Source organism: Rhizobium oryzicola, assembly GCF_030504645.1.
Taxonomy (GTDB): domain Bacteria; phylum Pseudomonadota; class Alphaproteobacteria; order Rhizobiales; family Rhizobiaceae; genus Neorhizobium; species Neorhizobium oryzicola.
Genome location: NZ_JAUKWQ010000011.1, coordinates 106,364 through 123,133, shown reverse-complemented (window position 1 = coordinate 123,133; position 16,770 = coordinate 106,364). Strand labels below are relative to the sequence as shown.

The 16,770-nt window shown below is 59.8% G+C and carries 14 protein-coding genes; 3 read left to right on the top strand and 11 right to left on the bottom strand.

What is annotated here, in order from left to right; translation table 11 throughout:
• Window positions 1–5: 5 nt before the first annotated feature.
• The 10 genes from Q2T52_RS22855 to kdpF form a co-directional block, all read right to left on the bottom strand.
• Window positions 6–1,064, bottom strand: a complete 1,059-nt coding sequence (locus Q2T52_RS22855; protein ID WP_302079200.1) for an ABC transporter ATP-binding protein — start codon at window positions 1,062–1,064, stop codon at window positions 6–8.
• 24 nt (window positions 1,065–1,088) lie between these two features.
• The gene (locus tag Q2T52_RS22850; RefSeq protein WP_302079199.1) at window positions 1,089–1,877 is read right to left on the bottom strand and encodes an ABC transporter permease; all 789 of its coding nucleotides are present in this window, start codon (window positions 1,875–1,877) and stop codon (window positions 1,089–1,091) included.
• Between the two features lie 4 nt (window positions 1,878–1,881).
• On the bottom strand, window positions 1,882–2,709 hold the full coding sequence (locus Q2T52_RS22845; protein WP_302079198.1) for an ABC transporter permease: 828 nt from the start codon (window positions 2,707–2,709) through the stop codon (window positions 1,882–1,884).
• 166 nt (window positions 2,710–2,875) lie between these two features.
• Window positions 2,876–3,913 (bottom strand): polyamine ABC transporter substrate-binding protein, encoded by a 1,038-nt coding sequence (locus Q2T52_RS22840; protein WP_302079197.1) that lies wholly within the window; start codon window positions 3,911–3,913, stop codon window positions 2,876–2,878.
• 132 nt (window positions 3,914–4,045) lie between these two features.
• A complete protein-coding gene (locus tag Q2T52_RS22835) occupies window positions 4,046–4,741 on the bottom strand; it encodes a response regulator (RefSeq protein WP_302079196.1) in 696 nt (231 codons plus the stop codon).
• On the bottom strand, window positions 4,738–7,461 hold the full coding sequence (locus tag Q2T52_RS22830; RefSeq protein WP_302079195.1) for an ATP-binding protein: 2,724 nt from the start codon (window positions 7,459–7,461) through the stop codon (window positions 4,738–4,740). Before Q2T52_RS22830 ends, Q2T52_RS22835 begins: the two co-directional genes overlap by 4 nt.
• Before the next feature lie 18 nt (window positions 7,462–7,479).
• A complete protein-coding gene (kdpC, locus tag Q2T52_RS22825; protein ID WP_302079194.1) occupies window positions 7,480–8,046 on the bottom strand; it encodes a potassium-transporting ATPase subunit KdpC in 567 nt (188 codons plus the stop codon).
• A 2-nt stretch (window positions 8,047–8,048) separates the two neighbouring features.
• Window positions 8,049–10,103: a potassium-transporting ATPase subunit KdpB gene (gene kdpB / locus Q2T52_RS22820; protein WP_302079192.1), complete on the bottom strand. Its 2,055-nt coding sequence runs from the start codon at window positions 10,101–10,103 to the stop codon at window positions 8,049–8,051.
• A 15-nt stretch (window positions 10,104–10,118) separates the two neighbouring features.
• On the bottom strand, window positions 10,119–11,828 hold the full coding sequence (kdpA, locus tag Q2T52_RS22815) for a potassium-transporting ATPase subunit KdpA (RefSeq protein WP_302079191.1): 1,710 nt from the start codon (window positions 11,826–11,828) through the stop codon (window positions 10,119–10,121).
• A 21-nt stretch (window positions 11,829–11,849) separates the two neighbouring features.
• A complete protein-coding gene (kdpF, locus tag Q2T52_RS22810) occupies window positions 11,850–11,978 on the bottom strand; it encodes a K(+)-transporting ATPase subunit F (RefSeq protein ID WP_302079190.1) in 129 nt (42 codons plus the stop codon).
• Window positions 11,979–12,194: 216 nt separating this feature from the next.
• Here kdpF and Q2T52_RS22805 point away from each other — a divergent pair, with 216 nt between their 5' ends.
• Window positions 12,195–12,959: a DeoR/GlpR family DNA-binding transcription regulator gene (locus Q2T52_RS22805; protein WP_302079189.1), complete on the top strand. Its 765-nt coding sequence runs from the start codon at window positions 12,195–12,197 to the stop codon at window positions 12,957–12,959.
• 107 nt (window positions 12,960–13,066) lie between these two features.
• Window positions 13,067–14,572 carry a glycerol-3-phosphate dehydrogenase gene (gene glpD / locus Q2T52_RS22800; protein WP_302079188.1) on the top strand — a complete coding sequence of 502 codons (1,506 nt, stop codon included), beginning with the start codon at window positions 13,067–13,069 and terminating at the stop codon, window positions 14,570–14,572.
• Window positions 14,573–14,620: 48 nt separating this feature from the next.
• Here the strand turns inward: glpD and Q2T52_RS22795 are convergent, their stop codons facing one another.
• Window positions 14,621–15,424: a class I SAM-dependent methyltransferase gene (locus tag Q2T52_RS22795; protein WP_302079187.1), complete on the bottom strand. Its 804-nt coding sequence runs from the start codon at window positions 15,422–15,424 to the stop codon at window positions 14,621–14,623.
• A 162-nt stretch (window positions 15,425–15,586) separates the two neighbouring features.
• Between Q2T52_RS22795 and Q2T52_RS22790 the strand changes: the two genes are divergently transcribed.
• Entirely contained in the window at window positions 15,587–16,675 is a 1,089-nt protein-coding gene (locus Q2T52_RS22790) for an ABC transporter substrate-binding protein (RefSeq protein ID WP_302079256.1), read from the top strand.
• Window positions 16,676–16,770 lie beyond the last annotated feature (95 nt).

Below are 16,770 nucleotides of genomic sequence, written 5' to 3'. Positions count from 1 at the left end.
CGGCTTCAGGCTTCCGGCGGCAGGATGCAGCATTGCTCCGGCACAGGCACCAGCACGGCTTGGGCGCCGGGCTCCAGCAGTTCGCTGAGCGGCCCGTTGCCGGTCAGGTCTCCAGTCGATGTCGTGCACTGATACTGGTAGGCGCGACCGAGATAGGTGCGGATGCCGAGGGTAACGGGAATGCCTTCGCCGCTCTGGCGCACAGCCAGACCATCGGGACGGGCTGCCAGAATGAAACGGTCGGGGATCGCACCATAGACGGTCTGCGACAGTGTCAGCGATGCACCGGCCTTGGTTGTCGCCGTCACCATCTCGCCGTTGCGCTCCGTCACCGTCATTTCGATCAGGTTTTCGAAGCCGACGAAACGGGCGACAAAACTGTTGGCCGGGCGTTGGTAAAGCACTTCCGGCGTATCGAGCTGCATGATGCGGCCGGCGTTCATGATCGCCACGCGGTCGGAGATCGAGAAGGCCTCTTCCTGATCATGCGTGACATAGAGCGATGTCGTGCCATTGGCCCGCTGCAGACGGCGGATCTCCACACGCATGTCGACGCGCAGCTTGGCATCGAGGTTGGACAGCGGCTCATCGAACATCAGCAGCGGCGGTTCGATGACAAGTGCGCGGGCGAGCGCGACACGCTGCTTCTGGCCGCCGGAAAGGGCTGCTGGCATGCGTTCCGCAAAGGCGGAAAGGCCGACGCGCTCCAGCATGGCATTGGCCTTGGCATCTCGCTCCGCCTTGCCAACACCGCGCTGCTTCAGGCCGAAGGCTACGTTGTCACGCACGCTCAAATGCGGAAACAGCGCATAGTTCTGGAAGACAAGGCCGATATCGCGCTGATGGGCGGGAAGCCGCGTCAGGTCACGGTCGCCCAGCCGGATGCTGCCGGCACTCGGCTCCAGAAAGCCGGCGACCAGCCGCAGTGTCGTCGTCTTGCCGCAGCCGCTGGAGCCCAGCAGCGAGACCAGTTCCCCGGCCTTCACCGAAAGCGACAGGTCTTTCAGCACCTGGGTGGAGCCGTAATGGGCAGAAACGTTATCGAGGGTCAGCGAAACGGTCACGGGCGGGTCACTTTGTCTGAAAGGTCATTTGGTCAGGAAGGTCAGGCCAAGGGTGGCTTCGACGATGGCCATGACGCCAACCGTCAGGATCATCAGCAGCACGGAAACGGAGGCGATGGTGGGATCGAAGAACTGCTCCATATGCGCGATGATCTGGATCGGCAGGGTCGAGACCCCAGGGCCCGTGAGGAACAGGGAGGTAGAGACATCGTTGATGGAGGTGATGAAGGCGAGGATGAAGGCCGCCACAACACCCGCACCGATATTCGGCAGCACGACCGTGAAGAAGGTTTTCAAGGGCGGGCAACCAAGGCTGATTGCCGCTTCCTCAATGGAGAAGTCGAAAGAGGCAAGGCTCGCCCCCACCACCCGCACCGCATAGGGCAGCACCAGCAGCGTGTGGCCGATCAGCAGCGTTGCGAAGACCGGCAGCTCAAGCCCAATCGTGATGGATTTCACCAGTGAGAAGCCGAGCACGATTTCCGGCACGAGAATCGGCAGGACGAAGACATTCGATAGCCAGGACGGCAGACGAATGCGGAAGCGGTTCATGGCATAGGCGGCGGGAATGCCGATCAGCAGCGCCAGGAAAGTGCCGGTCACGGCCACCTGCAGGCTGGTGATGGCCGTCGTGCGAAAGGCGGTGATATCGAAAATATTGGTGAACCACCGCATGGTAAAACCCTGCGGCGGGAAGGTCAAAAAGCTGGTATCGCTCACGGCGGCGCCCAGAATGATGAAGAGGGGTGCGACCAGGATCGCGAAGATCACGGCAGCAAACACAATCAGAAGCGGGTGAAGCTTTGTGGTCATCGGGTCAGGCCACCATCGGGTTCAGGCGGCGCGCAAGCCGCGTCATCAGGAAGACGATCACGAAAGTCACCACCACCATGATGGCGGCCACCGTGGAAGCGCCCACCCAGTCGAAGGTGACCATGGCGCGCTGATAGAGGAGCGTACCCATCATCATCTGCTTTTCGCCGCCCAGAAGCTGTGGTGTGGCATAGGATGTGAAGCTGCCGGTAAAAACCAGTACGGCACCGACGATCAGGCCCGGCATGGCGAGCGGCAGAATGACTTGGCGAAACACGCCGAAAGGTGTGGCACCGAGCGAGGTTGCCGCCTCCAGCACATCCTTCGGAATACCCTCGAGAACGCCGGCCAGCGTCAGGATCATCAGCGGCACGAAGAGATAGACCATCGCCGCGATAACCGCGCCTTCGGTATAGAGCATGGAGAGCGGCTGGCTGATCAGACCAAGCCCGAGCAGCGCCGAATTCAGGATGCCGTTCTTGCCGAGCAGGATCAGCCAGGCAAAGGAACGCACCACGACGCCCGTCAGCAGCGGAAAGACCGCCGCGATGATCATGATGCTTTTCAACCGTCCCGGCACATGCGCCACCACATAGGCAGCGATGAAGCCGATAATCACGGAGAGAACCGTGGTGATGACGGAAATTTCGATGGTGCGATAAAGCACCGTGCGCCGAACGCCGCTGTTGAAGAAGGTGACGTAGGGCGCAATCCAGCCCTTGGGTTCAAGGAAGGTTGTCGCCAGCGTGGACCCGACCGGCAGGATCAGGAATGCCAGCACCAGAAGGGTGGCCGGAGCCGCCAGAAGCCAAGGGGTTAAACGTTTCACCATCGTCATCTCAGGCAACGCATCCGTGATCTCGGAGGACAGCGTTCAGATTGTCCGGTATTGTCTCTTTGGCGAAATAGTCGCCCTGTCAAAACCGGCTAGCCTACAAAGCCGGTTGTGTAAACCGGCCCGCTCTGCGCGGGCCGATTCTTTTTGCGTTCTGCCACGATTATTTGCTGAAGATCTCGTTCCAGCGATCGATCCAGTCCATCTTGGCATCGTTCATCTTGGCGTAGTTCAGAAGCGTCAGCTTGGCGATCGTGTCCGCGCCATAGGTCCAGATCTTCGCCTGTTCCGGTGTCAGCTCGACCTTCTTGGAAACAGGGGCGTCAACGCCCTGCTCTGCTTCGAGCTGCTGCACCGGCTTGGACAGGATGAAGTTGATGAACTGATAAGCCAGGTCGACGTTTTCCGAACCCTTGGGAATGTTGACCGTGTTCAGCGTGGCGATATCGCCTTCCTTCAGCGTCGCCCAGGTCATGGTCGGCACGGCGGCCTTCATCGAAGCCAGCGTGAAGTCCTGCGCAATCGAAACCTTGGCTTCGCCGGTCGAGAGCAGGTTCACCAGTTCGGAACCGGTATTGTAGTTCTTGGCAACATTCGGCTTCAGCGCCGTGACGGCCTCGAAGGCCTTGTCGGCATTGGTGAACGCATCGACACCGGCATGCTTGCCCGCCTGCATCACGACCATGGGACCGGCCGTGGTGGTGATGCCGGGCAGGCTCACTGCACTTTTCAGATCCGGACGCCAGAGGTCGTTCCAGGAGGTGATGGCCGGATTGACCTTCGCCGCATCATAGACAATGCCGACGCGGCCAATGGTATAGGCCGGGCCGTAACCGCCCTGAGGATCTTTGGCGAGGTCGTAGAGATCAGCGAGGTTCGGCAGCTTGGAGCCGTCGATCTTCAGGAACAAGCCATCGGCAATGCCAGCCTGCGAGAAGCTGTCCGAGAGATAGATGACGTCGACGCCCTTGCCGCCGCGCAGCTTCAGCTTGTTCACACGGTCGGCATTGTTGCCGGTTTCGAAGACGATATCGCAGCCGCAGATCTTCTTGAATGGTTCGATGATATTGGCGTTCAGCTTGTCGCCGTTATAGCCCCACCAGGAAATGGTAAAGGTCTTCGCTTCGGCGGATACCGCGGACGCGGCAAATGCAACGCCCATCGCCAGGGCGGATGCCAACAGGCGGAGATTCTTCGTCATTGGTTCTCTGTCCTTCTCTGGGGATACCGGCACTTCAAGCAGGCGCCGCGATACTAATAAGATCACCCTCAAATTCAAGCCTAAGAAGCAGGCATGCCCAGCAATTAAGCAAATTTAAGCAATGACAATCCTTTACAAGCCGGCTTCGGACATGAAGCGATAGCCAACACCAGGCTCGGTGAGGATGATTTGCGGTGCTGCTTCGTTCTCCTCGATTTTGGCGCGGATCTGCCTGATGAAGACGCGCAGATATTGCAGGTCATGTTCGTGCGCGGGGCCCCATACCTGCTTCAGCAGCATACCATGGGTCATGACGCGGCCCGCATGGCGCCCCAGGAGAACGAGCAGATCATACTCCTTCGGCGTCAGCCGCACCGTTTCGCCGCTCTTCGTCACAAGACGCCGCGCGAGATCGATGGTCAGGTTGCCGCTGGTGATGGTGGCGGAAGCAGCCGTCTCGCTCTGGTTATGGCGAAGGGCAGCACGGATGCGCGCCGTGAGTTCGCCAATGCCGAAAGGCTTCTCAAGATAATCATCGGCACCGAGATCGAGCGCTGCGATCTTTTCCGTCTCGCGGTCGCGCGCCGAAAGCACGATGATCGGAACCCGCGTCCAGCTGCGCAGCCGCTGGATCACCTCCTTGCCATCCATATCCGGCAGGCCGAGATCCAGAATGATGAGCTCCGGCGATGCGGTCGCCGCCGAGGCAAGCGCCTTCTCGCCGGTCATCGCCTCGATGACATCGTAACCGGCTGCAGACAGAGCGGGCTTGAGGAACCGCAGGATCTGCTGCTCGTCATCAACGATCAAAACCCGCTGGCCGCTCATACCACCTGCCTACCCTTGGCCACCGGCATGTCATTGGCCGAGGCTTCCACCGCAAAGCGCACGGTAAAGCGTGTGCCTCGCCGCCGCACCGCCGGGCTTTCCACCTGAATGCTGCCGCCCATGGCCTCCACAAATCCCTTGGCAATGGAAAGGCCGAGCCCGGTTCCCGGTTTGCGGCCATCCGTCTTCTTGGATCTGCGGTAGAATTTTTCGAACACCCGGTCCAGATCCTTTTCCGGAATTCCCTTGCCGAGATCGGTGACGGACACGGCAACCGCCTGACCTTCGATCTTGGCATAGACCGTCACAGGTTCGCCGCCGCCATGCTTGCAGGCATTGTCGATGAGGTTGAACAGCACCTGCCCCAAAAGCACGCTGTCAGCCCGGATGAGCGGCAGATCCTGGGCCACGCTGGCGGAAATATCGATGCCTGGAGCCAGGCGTTTCGCCCGCTCGACACTGGACAGCACCACCTCGCCCACATCCACCCAATCACGCTTCGGCTCCACAGCACCGGATTCGATGCGGGTCATATCCAGGAGATTGCCGACAAAGCGCGACAGGCGCTCGCCCTCCTCCTCGATGGAGATCAGCAGGTCTCGCCGGCTTTCCTCCGGCATGCGGTCGCCGAATTCCTTGAGACTGGTGACGGCACCGGTAATGGTGGCAAGGGGCGTGCGGAGATCATGGGAGATGGAGGAAAGCAGCGCCGAGCGGAAGCGTTCATTTTCCAATCGTGCCGATTGTTCAACGCTCTTCACCGTCAGCGCCGATCGATCGAGCGCAATGGTGACCTGATCGAGAATGGCCGCCAGCGCATGTTCTTCCGTGGGGTCCAGCCCCTCGGCATCCGGCGCGTAGCCGCAGACGGCCAGCGTGCCAGAAGGTCCGCGAAGCGGACGGAATTGCAGCTTCGCATTGGGCAAAGTACCGGTGCCCGATCCCGCCACCTCACCCTTTTCATAGGCAAAGCGCGCAGCCGTCAGCTCGGCGACACCAAGCTCCGTGTCCGGTGGCCAGGAGGATTGCAGCTCCAGTTGTCCATCGACAGGCGCAAGAAGCGCCACGGGCCGCTGGATGGTGCTGTTAAGTTGGCTGACGGCCGTCCAGACGATCGCCTCTCGGTCGAGCGTCCCCGCCAGTTTGGATGACACTTCATAAAGTGTCTGCGTCTGCGCTGCGCGCCGTGCGGATAGAAGTGCCTGCTTGTGCAGACGAGAGGCAATGCCACCGGCGAGCAAGGTTGCGACAATGAAGATGATGAAGGCGAACACTTCATGAGGCGCGGCGATCGTCAGCGTGCCGATCGGTGGAATGAAGAAGAAGTTGTAGGCGAGTGCTGACAGAACAGAAGCCAGCAGCGCGGTCAGATATCCTTCCCGCAGAGCCGCGACGAGTACAGCCAGCAGGAAAAGCATGGAGACATTCGGAAGCGCCACCACTTCGATGATGGCCCGTCCCGCCGCTGTGGCCGCGACAGTGACGAGAAGCGCCGTGGCATACTGGCGCGGTGTCAAACCAACGCGGCGACTTCCAAAGCGCTTGAACAGATCGAACGACCGTCTCCCGGACGGCTTGTCTTCGGTCACGAAATGAAGCCCAAGACCGCCCAGCCGGTTCAGCAATTCATCCGCAAGCGAGCGGCGAAACAGCCGCTGAAGGCTCGAACGCCGCGGCGCGCCGATGACGATCTGAGTGATATGCTCCTTGCGGGCGACCTTCAGCAGTTCTTCCACGAAATCGCGACCATAGAGGCGGCGGGTCTCGCCTCCCAGTCGCTCGGCAAGCCGCAGGGTGTCGTCGACGCGGGCCTGCCTTTGCGGGTCTTCATCCACCTGGTCCGCCCGCTCAAGGCACACGACGAGCCAGGGTGCGTTCAAGCCGGAGGAGAGATGGCTTGCGGTCATCACCACCTTTTCGGACAGTTCATCCGGACCGACGCAGACCAGAAGCCTCTCCGAGGTTCGCCAGGGTCCTTCGATCGCGTTCTGCTTGAGGAAATCCACCATCTCGTCATCGACGCGATCGGCAGTGCGGCGAAGCGCCAATTCACGCAGCGCGGTCAGATTGCCCAGACGGAAAAAACTTTCCGTGGCGCGCGCGGCATTGGCGGGCACGTAGACCTTGCCCTCCCGCAACCGTGCCAGCAATTCCTCCGGCGGCAGGTCGATGAGGATCACATCATCCGCCTGCTTCAGCACCCGGTCCGGCACGATCTCGCGCACCTGTACGCCTGTGATCTGCGAAACGATATCCGACAAGCTTTCCAGGTGCTGGATGTTGAGGGCTGTCCACACATCAATGCCGGAGGCTAGCAGTTCCTCGACATCCTGATAGCGTTTTGGATGACGGCTTTCGCCCAGATTGCTGTGCGCCAGTTCATCGACGATCAGGATGGCCGGCTTTCGGGCAAGGGCGGCATCGAGATCGAACTCTTCGAGCGACCTGCCTTTGTATTCCAGAGTTTTGCGGGGCAGGATTTCCAATCCCTCCACCAGCGCTTCCGTTTCCGCCCGGCCATGGGTTTCCACCAGGCCGACAACGATATCGGTGCCCGCCATCTGGCGGATACGGGCACGCGACAGCATGGCGAAGGTTTTACCGACACCCGGTGCTGCGCCTAAAAATATGGTGAGCCGCCCCTTTCGGGAGCGGCTTGCCAGCGCCAGAAGCGCATCCGGATCGGGCCGGTTTTCCTGATCGCGAAACTCGTCGGACATGAGCGGAGCTTATCGATTCTACTTCACTGAATCGAGCGCCATGTTCAGCTTCAACACATTCACATGCGCCTCGCCGATCACGCCGAAGAGACGTCGTTCAACATTCGCGTCCACCACTTTGGCGACATCGGCTTCCGAAAGTCCGCGTGCCTTGGCGACACGGACAATCTGGCTGCGCGCATTTTCCGGCGTGATGTCAGGATCAAGCCCGGAGCCGGACGCGGTCACCGCGTCGGCCGGAATAGCACCGGATCCACCCGCCTTTTTCCAGGCGTCGATATTAGCGGCGATCTGATCATGCAGCTTCTGCGAGGTCGGCGCCAGGTTTGAGCCGCCGGAGGCCATGGCGTTGTAGCCGTTCGGCGAGGTCGCGGACGGACGCGGCCAGAAATATTTATCCGCGGTAAAGGTCTGGCCGATCAGCGTAGAGCCGACGACTGTCTCGCCGTTGCGGGCGAGACTGCCTAATGCCTGGGCGGGCATGGTGGCGGTTGCGATCCCCGTGATGGCGAGCGGATAGGCCAGGCCGCAGATACCGGTAAACAGCAAGACGGTGGCGATTGCAGGTCTGAGATGTGCAAGCATGATTACACCAGATGAAGGCCGGCCACGGCGAGATCGACAAGCTTGATCCCGATGAAGGGCAGGATCAGTCCGCCGACGCCATAGACGAGCAGGTTACGTCGCAGCAGTGCGGCAGCACCGACCGGACGATAGGAAACACCCTTCAACGCAAGCGGGATCAGCGCGATGATGATCAGTGCGTTGAAGATGACGGCGGAGAGAATGGCCGACTGCGGGCTGGACAGCGCCATGATGTTGAGGCCTGCAAGACCCGGATAGGCCGTGACGAACAGTGCGGGGATGATGGCGAAATACTTGGCCACATCGTTGGCAATCGAGAAGGTGGTCAGCGAACCGCGGGTCATCAGCAACTGCTTGCCGATTTCCACGATCTCGATGAGCTTGGTTGGGCTGGAATCGAGATCCACCATGTTCGCCGCTTCGCGGGCGGCCTGGGTACCGGTCTGCATAGCCACGCCCACATCGGCCTGGGCCAGCGCCGGTGCGTCATTGGTGCCGTCGCCGCACATGGCGATCAGGCGGCCGCCTTCCTGCGACTTGCGGATATAGGCAAGCTTGTCTTCCGGCGTTGCCTGGGCGAGGAAGTCATCCACGCCGGCTTCCGAGGCGATTGCCGCAGCCGTGACCGGATTGTCGCCCGTCACCATCACAGTGCGGATACCCATGGCACGCATGGCAGCGAACCGTTCCTTAATGCCGGGCTTGACGACGTCCTTCAGATGGATAACGCCGAGCAGACGGTTGCCATCGGCAACGGCAAGCGGCGTGCCGCCTGACTGTGCGATACGGGCAACCGCATCCTTGAAGGGCTTCGGCGCGGCGACATCATCAACGCCTGCGAATTTCAGCACGGAGTCCACCGCGCCCTTGCGCAGACGACGTCCGGCGATATCAACACCCGAAAGACGGGTTTCTGCCGAGAAGGGAATGACCTGATCCGGCTTTTCCGTTGGAGCAGCCTGGCCGAATTCGCCCGTTGCAAGCGCCACGATGGAGCGGCCTTCCGGCGTTTCATCGGCGAGACTGGATGCAAGGGCTGCAGCAGCCAGTTCCCCCTGCGACACGCCCGGCACCGCGACGAAGTCGCTCGCCATGCGGTTGCCGAAGGTGATCGTGCCGGTCTTGTCGAGCAGCAGTGTGTCCACGTCACCGGCAGCTTCGACCGCACGGCCGGAGGTGGCAATGACGTTAAAGCGCACGAGGCGGTCCATGCCGGCAATGCCGATGGCAGACAGGAGGCCACCAATGGTGGTGGGGATCAGCGTCACCAGCAGGGCGGCGAGAACCGTGACTGACAGGACGATGCCGGAATAGCTGGCGAGACCCCAAAGGGTGACGACGGCGATCAGGAAGACCAGCGTGAGACCGGACAGCAGGATCGACAGCGCGATCTCGTTCGGGGTTTTCTGACGTTCCGCACCTTCGATCAGCGCGATCATCCGATCCACAAAGGAAGAGCCGGGTGCCACGGTGATGCGCACGCGGATCTGGTCGGACAGCACCTGCGTGCCGCCAGTGACAGCAGAACGGTCTCCACCAGCTTCACGAATGACTGGGGCGGATTCGCCCGTGATCGCGCTTTCGTTGACGGAGGCAACGCCTTCGATAACCTCGCCGTCGCCGGGGATTAGTTCGCCGGCCGCGACCTGCACGACATCGCCGACTTTCAGCGAAGCGGCTGGGATCGTTGTGAAGCTCTTGCCATCGGCGGAAAGCTTATAGGCGACGAGGTCGCTCTTGGTACGGCGAAGCGTGTCGGCCTGCGCCTTGCCGCGGCCTTCTGCGACCGCTTCGGCAAAGGTTGCAAACAGAACCGTGAACCAGAGCCAGGCGGCGATCTGGCCGGAGAAGGCGGCGCCGCTGCCTACGATCAGATCGCGGACGAAGAGCAGCGAGACGATGGCCGCGACGACTTCGGTGACGAAGATGACAGGGTTGCGGATGAGCTTGCGCGGATCAAGCTTCAGGAAGGCATCCTTCGCGGCGCCGGCCAGAATGGTTGCATCGAACAGGCTCTGCGCACGTCTTGCTTCTTGCGTGGGGTGAGATGGAGTCACGATGACTGCCTCATATTAAAAGAGTTGACCGGCAACCATGCTCACATGCTCAGCAATCGGGCCGAGTGCGAGGGCCGGGAAGTATTGCAGGCCGCCCATGATCAGGATGATCGCGACGAGAAGGCCGACAAACAGAGGGGTATGGGTGGGGAAAGTACCAGCCGAAGCTTCGCTGCGGGTCTTGCCGGCAATGGAGCCTGCAATCGCCAGAACCGGAACCGCATAGGCAAAACGGCCGAGCAGCATGCCTATGGCAAGCGTCGTGTTGTACCATACGGTATTGCCCGAGAGACCGGCAAAGGCCGAACCGTTATTCCCTGCCGCCGAGGTATAGGCATAGAGAATTTCCGACAGGCCATGCGGACCGGCATTACCAAGGGCTGCCAGCGCGGAGGGAAGCACGGCGGCAATCGCAGAGAAAGCCAGGATTGCGAATGGCAGGACGAGGATCGCAAACATCGCGTATTTCATCTCGCGGCTTTCGATCTTCTTGCCCAGGAATTCCGGCGTGCGGCCCACCATCAAACCGGCGACGAAAACGGTCAGGACGGCAAAGACGATCAGACCATAGAGACCGGAACCGACGCCGCCGGGCAGGATCTCGCCAAGCTGGATCAGGAACATCGGCACCAGGCCGCCAAGCGGCGTGAATGAGCCCAGCATGGCGTTGACGCCGCCGTTGGAGATGGCCGTCGTGGTGGCGGCATAGACGGCATCCATGGCCTGGCCGAAGCGGACTTCCTTACCTTCCATATTGCCGAGCGTCGGATCGATGCCCATGGCAAGATGCGAGGGAACGCCCGAGGTTTCTGCGATGTAGACGCAGACAATACCGGCAACCAGCAGGATCGCGGTTGCGGCGATCAATGCCCAACCCTGACGCACGCTGCCCACCGTCTTGCCGAAGGTGTAGATCAGCGCGCTGGTGATGGAGAGCATCGCCAGAATATTCAGGTAGTTGGTGATGGCCGAGGGGTTTTCGAACGGATGTGCGGCATTGGCATTGAAGAAGCCGCCGCCATTGGTGCCGAGCTGCTTGATGGCTTCCTGGCTGGCGATGGGGCCGAGCGGAATTGCCTGCTGCGCACCTTCCAGGGTGGTGGCGGTGACGGAAGCGTCGAGCGTCTGTGGGAGACCAAGGGCGACAAAGACAAGCGCCAAGACGACCGCCAGCGGCATCAGCACGTAGAGCGTGGAGCGGGTCATATCGACCCAGAAATTGCCAAGCGTCGTGGCCGCAGAGCGTGCGAAAGCGCGGGTCACGGCAAGCGCTATCGCCATACCGGTCGCAGCCGAGAGGAAATTATGAACCGCCAGGCCGGCCATCTGGGTGAAGTTGCTGGCCGCAGACTCACCGGAATAGTTCTGCCAGTTGGTGTTGGTGACGAAGCTGATCGCCGTGTTGAAGGCGAGATCCGGCGTCATGCCCGGAAAGCCCTGCGGGTTGAGCGGCAGATAGAACTGCAGGCGCAGGATGGCATAGAGCGTGACGAAGCCAATCAGGTTGAAGGCGAGCATCGCCAGCGTATAGGCAAGCCAGCCCTGCTCCCGCTTGGGATTGATGCCGGCAATCACGTAGATCAGCTTTTCGATGGGACCCAGCACGGGAGAGAGGAAGGTTCTTTCTCCCTCGAAAACCCGCGCCATATAGGCGCCAAGCGGCTTAATGAGAATAAAGGCCAGCAGAAGCAGCAATGCTATCTGCAGCCAGCCATTGATGGACATGATGTATCTCCGAAGGAGGAGTTAGAAGCGTTCCGGGCGGATCAGCGTGAGAACGAGGTAGATGCCGAGAAAGACAGCGGCGGCGAGACCGAGAATGGGTTCAAACATGGCGACCTCACAAACGGCCAAGCGCGCGGGCGTAGACGGCAAGCGCAACAAATCCGAAGAGCCCGAGGCCCAGGAAGATAACGTCAGACAAGGGTTTCACTCCTGTTTTGTACGGAGGGAATGTCGCCTGTTTCAGGATCAAATCTCTATTGGGAATGCTCACACGGAGCATAAGGATTTCATAAAGATTCACATGCGTTCGCCGCTTGCGTGAGGTTTCACAGTCCGGCAATGTGAAAGAAAAACGAAAGACCTGCGATGCTTCTCTCCGAACGTCAGAACCAGATCCTGTCACGCGCACGCTCTGCCGGCAAAGTGGGGGTGGATGAGCTTGCCGCTCAGTTCTCCGTGTCTCCCCAGACGATCCGAAAGGATCTGAACGATCTTTGCGAGGCCAAGCTTCTCACCCGCATTCATGGCGGCGCCATGTTGCCAGGCGGAACGGAAAATCTGGAATACGAAGCGCGACGGCAGATCGCGGCGACGGAAAAGCAGGCAATAGGTGCTGCGGCCGCAGCGCTCATTCCCAATGGAAGCTCGCTGTTCATCAATATCGGCACAACCACAGAAGCCGTCGGAGAGGCGCTGACCCGGCACCGCGACCTGATGGTGATTACCAACAACATCAATGTTGCCAATCGCTTGCGGCTGGTGGACACGGTCGAAGTCGTCATTGCAGGTGGCGTTGTGCGCGCATCGGATGGCGGCATTGTTGGCGAAGCGGCGGTGGATTTCATCCGCCAGTTCAAGGTGGATTATGCTGTCATCGGCACGTCCGCAATCGATGCCGATGGAGCGCTGCTGGATTACGACCTTCGCGAAGTGAAGGTGACGCAGGCGATCATCGCTAACGCCCGGCATGTCATCCTGGTGGCGGATGCCACCAAATTCGAGCGAGCGGCCCCCGTTCGAATTGCCAATCTCTCCCAGGTTCATACCTTCATCACAGATCGATGCGAGTCAGACAGCCTGCGCGACATGATCCGACAGGCGGGTGTTTCGCTGGTCGAAACGGCATCATGATCCCGAATACGCGATTGCTTTCGTTTTACATTCGTTGTTCTTTCATTTATAACCGATCAACGTTTCAAAAGCTTTCAGCGGGCTGAGCCCGCGTGAGGAGACAGGTCTTGATCTACGATCTTTTTGTCATTGGCGGCGGCATCAACGGCACCGGCATCGCCCGTGATGCGGCGGGCCGCGGCTATTCCGTCGTGCTGGCCGAAATGAATGATTTTGCCTCCGGCACATCATCCGCAGCCACCAAGCTGATCCATGGCGGCCTGCGCTATCTCGAGCATTACGAATTCCGTCTGGTGCGCGAGGCGCTCATGGAGCGCGAAATCCTGTGGGCCATGGCGCCGCATGTCATCTGGCCGCTGCGCTTCGTTCTGCCCTATCAGAAAGGCGGCATTCGCCCCGCCTGGCTCATCCGCCTGGGCCTCTTCCTCTACGACCATCTCGGCGGTCGCAAGCTGCTGCCGGCCACGAAGACGCTCGATTTGCGCCGCGATCCTGCCGGCAGGCCGTTGAAGCCGATCTTCGACAAGGCCTTCGAATACTCCGATGGCTGGGTGGATGATGCCCGCATGGTGGTTCTGAACGCGCGCGACGCAGAACAACGCGGCGCCACAATCCTCAACCGTCATCGGGTTGTTTCTGCACGGCGGGATGGCGGCGTCTGGACCGTCACGGTCCGGAACGAACGTACCAATGAGACATCCACCCACAAGGCAAAGATGCTGGTCAATGCCGCGGGTCCCTGGGTGGATCAGGTCTTGCAGGGCGCTGTTGGCCGTAACAACGCACATAATGTACGCCTCGTTCAGGGAAGCCATATCGTGGTGCGGAAGAAATTCTCCGATCCGCGCGCCTACTTCTTCCAGAACCCTGACAACCGCATCTTCTTCGCCATTCCTTACGAAGATGATTTCACCCTCATCGGCACGACGGACCGGGATTACACGGGCGACCCGCGTGACGTGAAGATTTCGCCGGAAGAGACGGACTATCTCTGCAAGGCGGCCAGTGAATATTTCCAGGAACCGGTGCGTCCTGAAGACATCGTCTGGACCTATTCCGGCGTTCGCCCGCTCTTCGACGACGGCGCCTCGAAGGCGCAGGAAGCAACCCGAGATTACGTTCTGAAGGTCGAAGGTAGCGACGGCGAGGCACCGCTGCTGAATGTCTTCGGCGGCAAGCTCACCACTTATCGCCGTCTTGGCGAACACGCGCTGGAGAAGATCGGCGAAACAATCGGCATCAAGGGCAAGCCCTGGACCGCGGGCAGCCGGCTGCCCGGCGGAGATTTCGTGGCAACCGGCTACGCGCAGATGGTCAGCGAGTTGAAGGCAAAATACCCCTTCCTGCAACAGCGACACGCGGATCGCCTGATCCGCTGCTATGGCACAGATTCCTACAAGATCCTCGGAAGCGCAGCGAAGACGGAGGATCTCGGCCAGTATTTCGGTGGCACGCTCTATGAAAAGGAAGTGCACTGGCTGATCGAGAGGGAATGGGCAGTGGCCGTTAGCGACGTTCTGTGGCGGCGCACCAAGCAGGGCCTATTCCTGTCGCCAGAGCAGGTCACGGCACTGGAAGGCTTCCTCGCCACCGCGACGGGAAGTGCCCACTGAACTCAAAAATGGATGGCGTAGCACCCATTGTGCTCCGCCATCCTTTCATCACTTGATCGCGCAAATCGCGTAGCGATGCTGTGTCGCCCGTTCCAGACCTTTCAGAAAGCCGAAATTCTTTTTCTGCGCCCGGTGAATGGCGCGCATATCCGTATCCACAGCCACTGAAGTGAAGCCGGCTTCCTTGAGGAGCGCTGCGACGGCATCGGCGCGTGCGCCTTGCGAGAAATACACGCGTGAGAGAATGCTCTGGTGGGTTTCCGCCAGTGACGCGTCCGGGCCGTGATGAGCAACCTTCTTGCCGATGCCCCAGGACTGGAAGAGTGCAGCGGCCTTCTTCGCCAGTTGTGAAATCCAGCTTGGATTGACGAAATCGCCATCCACTATCAGCAGCTTGCCGCCCGGCTTCAGGACACGGTGCCATTCCACAAAGGCGGCTTTCGGATCAACCAGTGTCCAGACCAGATGCCTGTTGGTGATGACATCGTAGGATGCATCGTCTTCCATCGTATTTTCCGCATCCCCCATCAGGAATCGGATGGAACGCGCTCTGCTCTTGGCTTTGGCCCGCGCCCTCTCCAGCATCGGCTCGGCCCAATCCATGCCGGTTACGGAAAAGCCGACGTCATCCAGCAGATGGGAAACAACACCTGTGCCGGACGCCAGATCAAGCGCCTTGCGCCCCTCACCTGCTCCCAGATGCTTGCGGATCAAACGGTGCCAGGCATCGCGCTCTTCTTCGGAGAAAATCTCATGGCCCGGCTGGCTGTCGAAGGTTTCAGCACGCACCGACCAATAGGCTTTGATTTCGTCTCGGAGGCCGTAGTTTGATTGCGCCGCCAACTGTTGCATATGTTCGTTCCGTTAGAAGACAACTTGGTTGGAATTCTTCTAAAAGATATTTCTTGACTGATAAAGTCATAAAAACATAGATGCCTCTGAAACATTCAAATGGAGGCAAACGTGTTCAACGTTTCTCGGGTGGCTGGCGCTGCCCTGTCTTCGCTCGTCCTGATGTCAGGCGTAGCGTTCGCTGGTGAAAAGGTGAAGGTGACGGATATTACTGGTCGCCAGGTCGAAGTGAACGTTCCGGTAGAGCGTGTCATTCTGGGCGAAGGCCGACAGATCTATTTCACAGGCGCGCTGGATACGGAAACGCCTTTCAAGCGCATTGTCGGCTGGCGTGATGACTTCCAGAAGGCGGATCTGGATGGCTACAACATCTACCTGAAGAAGTTTCCGGAGATGGCAAAGATCCCGACCTTCGGCGGCATGAAGGACGGCACCTTCGATATCGAGCAGGCCGTTACCATGAAGCCCGATGTCATTATCATGAACATCGACGCCAAGTCAGCGACGGAAGAAAGCGGCTATATCGAGAAGCTTTCCAAGGTTGGCATCCCGCTTGTCTATGTCGATTTTCGCGAAAAGGCGATGGAGAATACCGATCCCTCCATGCGCCTGATCGGCAAGCTGTTCGGCAAGGAAGCAAAGGCAGAGGAATTCGTCAAATTCCATGACGCGCAGATCGCCCGTGTGACGGATACGCTGGCCAAGGCCAAGGACCTGAAGAAGCCCGTCGTCTTCATGGAACGTGCCGGAGGCTATAGCGATGATTGCTGCATGTCTTTTGGTAACGAGAACTTCGGCAAGATGGTCGAATTGGCTGGCGGCATCAACATGGCGAAGGGCATCATTCCCGGCACCTTCGGCAGCGTGAATCCGGAACAGATCATCGCCTCCAATCCGGACCAGATCATCGTGACCGGCGCAAACTGGGAACTCTATGTTCCCGGCGGCAAGTGGGTCGGCGTTGGCCCGGGCGCCGATAAGGCACTGGCTGCCAAAAAGCTTTCCGCACTCATGCAACGTCCCGCATTCACAGGTGTGAAGGCCGTGCAGGATGGGAACGTCCACGCCATATGGCACCAGTTCTACAACAATCCCTACCAGTTCGTCGCCGTGCAGCAGATGGCAAAGTGGCTGCACCCGGACCTGTTTAAGGATCTCGATCCGGAAGCAACCTTCAAGGAGTTGCATACGCACTTCCTGCCGGTCGACTACCATTCCGGCTACTTCGTATCGCTAAAGCCAGGCCTCTGATTTGACAGTTCAAGACCAAGAGGGCGGCAGGAAGCTCCTGCCGTCCTCCTGTCGTGAGGATAAGAAGATGATATTTCATAAACTGGCGCAGGCAT